This window comes from Salmonella sp. SG203, assembly GCF_013350575.1.
Classification (GTDB): Bacteria; Pseudomonadota; Gammaproteobacteria; order Enterobacterales; family Enterobacteriaceae; genus Salmonella; species Salmonella enterica.
This window is the reverse complement of record NZ_SNMT01000071.1, coordinates 1-1,749: the sequence shown is the minus strand read 5'-3', so window position 1 is coordinate 1,749 and position 1,749 is coordinate 1. Positions and strand designations below refer to the sequence as shown.

Annotated in this window: 1 protein-coding gene; it reads left to right on the top strand. The window is 63.3% G+C overall.

Features of this window, described 5'->3' with window-relative positions; genetic code table 11:
• Positions 1-147: 147 nt before the first annotated feature.
• Positions 148-1,749, top strand: a 1,602-nt coding sequence (locus HV477_RS27780) for a cobalt ABC transporter permease (protein WP_175065737.1), incomplete at its 3' end; no start/stop codon positions are given.

Below are 1,749 nucleotides of genomic sequence, written 5' to 3'. Positions count from 1 at the left end.
CCGCCACCTGGATGCAGGCACACCTGACAGGCCATTGCACCCGTAAGGGGCTGACCTTCTGTTTTAACACCTGAATAACCTTTCCGGCCGGGGCCTCAGCCCCGGTCCGGGAGGGTTTTACCCTGATTTCCCCTGAGGACTGTCAAAATGGACAACACACGTACGGACAACACGCCTGCGGATAACGCAGTACAGCCGGTACCGTCATCTCCCGCCACGCTGCCGGCGGTGACCCTGTTTAACCTGGAGCAGTTTGAATGGCGCGTGCACACGGAGGAGACGGAACAGGCCTGCCGGGAGCTGGTCTTTCTGCTCGGTGAGCTGGACCGGGCATACGGCCAGTGGAGCGACCACGTCCGGGCATATGCGCCGGGGCAGCGCCCTGACACCCTGAACCGCCATCTCTGTACCCGCATTGCCGGGGCAGTCACCACGCTGTTCTCCCGCCCGGGGTTCAGCATCAGCGATACGGGGTACGTGCAGCTGATGAACCTGCACCGCTGGCTGGCCCTGATTTTTGCGGTGAGCGCTTACCGCCACGGGGACCACATCATCCGTAACCTGAACGCGGCCGGCGGCGGCGTGGTGGACCCTCTGACGCTGAATGCCGGTAACCTGAGGCTGTTCTGTCTGTGTTACTTCCCGGACTCGGAGATAGCGCTGCAGCCGGAGGTGCTGTGGCAGTACGACCGGGAGACGGTGGTGCGGCTGTTCTGCGCGCTGATAAGCGGCAGGGCGTTACCGACCCCGGCGGCACATGCAAAACGGGAGCAACTGCTGGCCTGGCTGCCGGAGAAGCTCACGGAGCTGGACTCGCTGGATTTTCTGCCGGTGGCGGTGCTGCATGACGTGTACATGCACTGCTCGTATGCGGATCTGCCGGGTAAACATCTCATCAAGCGGAGCGTGAACACCCTGGTCAGGCACACCCTGCAGGCGCAGGGGTTCTGTGACCTGGCCGTGAAGGGCGGAGAAACGTCTCCCCCCGCAGCAGGCGAAAAACCGGTAATGCTGGTTGTGCTGGAGCACTTCACCTGCCGGCACAGCGTGTACCGGACCCACTCAACGGCCTTCCGGGCGCTGCGGGCCGGCTTCACGCTCCACGGCGTGGCGATGGAGGGCAGCGTGGATGCGGTGACGGAGCAGGTGTTTGACGTCTGTCACCGGGTGTCAGGGAGTGAGGCGTTCCGGGAGACGTATGCGCTGGCCCGGGAACTGAAGCCTGCGGTGGTGTATTACGCCGGTGTCGGGATGTTCCCGTACACCATTTACCTGAGCAACCTGCGCCTGGCGCCGCTTCAGCTGGTCGGGCTGGGACACGGTGCCTCAACCTTCTGCGGGCAGATGGACGGATTTGTGGTGGAGGAGGATTTTGTGGGTGACCCGGCGTGTTTCAGCGAGCGTGTGTGTGCGGTTCCGGCGGACAGTATGCCGTTCGTGCCGCCGGCACAGACGCCCCGGGTGGCGGAGAAGCGCGTGCCATTTGCCATTCGTCAGCAGCAGGCGTTACCGTTTGCCCTGCCGGTACGTATCGCGGTGTGTGCCTCGATTATGAAAATCAACCCGGGATTCCTGACGGCGCTGGCGGAGGTGCAGGCCCGCTGCCGGGTACCGGTACAGTTCTGCTTTTATATGGGATTTGCACAGGGGCTGACGCTGGACTACCTGCGGGAGGCGATTCATGACGTCCTGCCGGAGGCGGAGGTGAATGCGCACATGGAGGTTGGCGACTACCAGCAGGCACTGAAC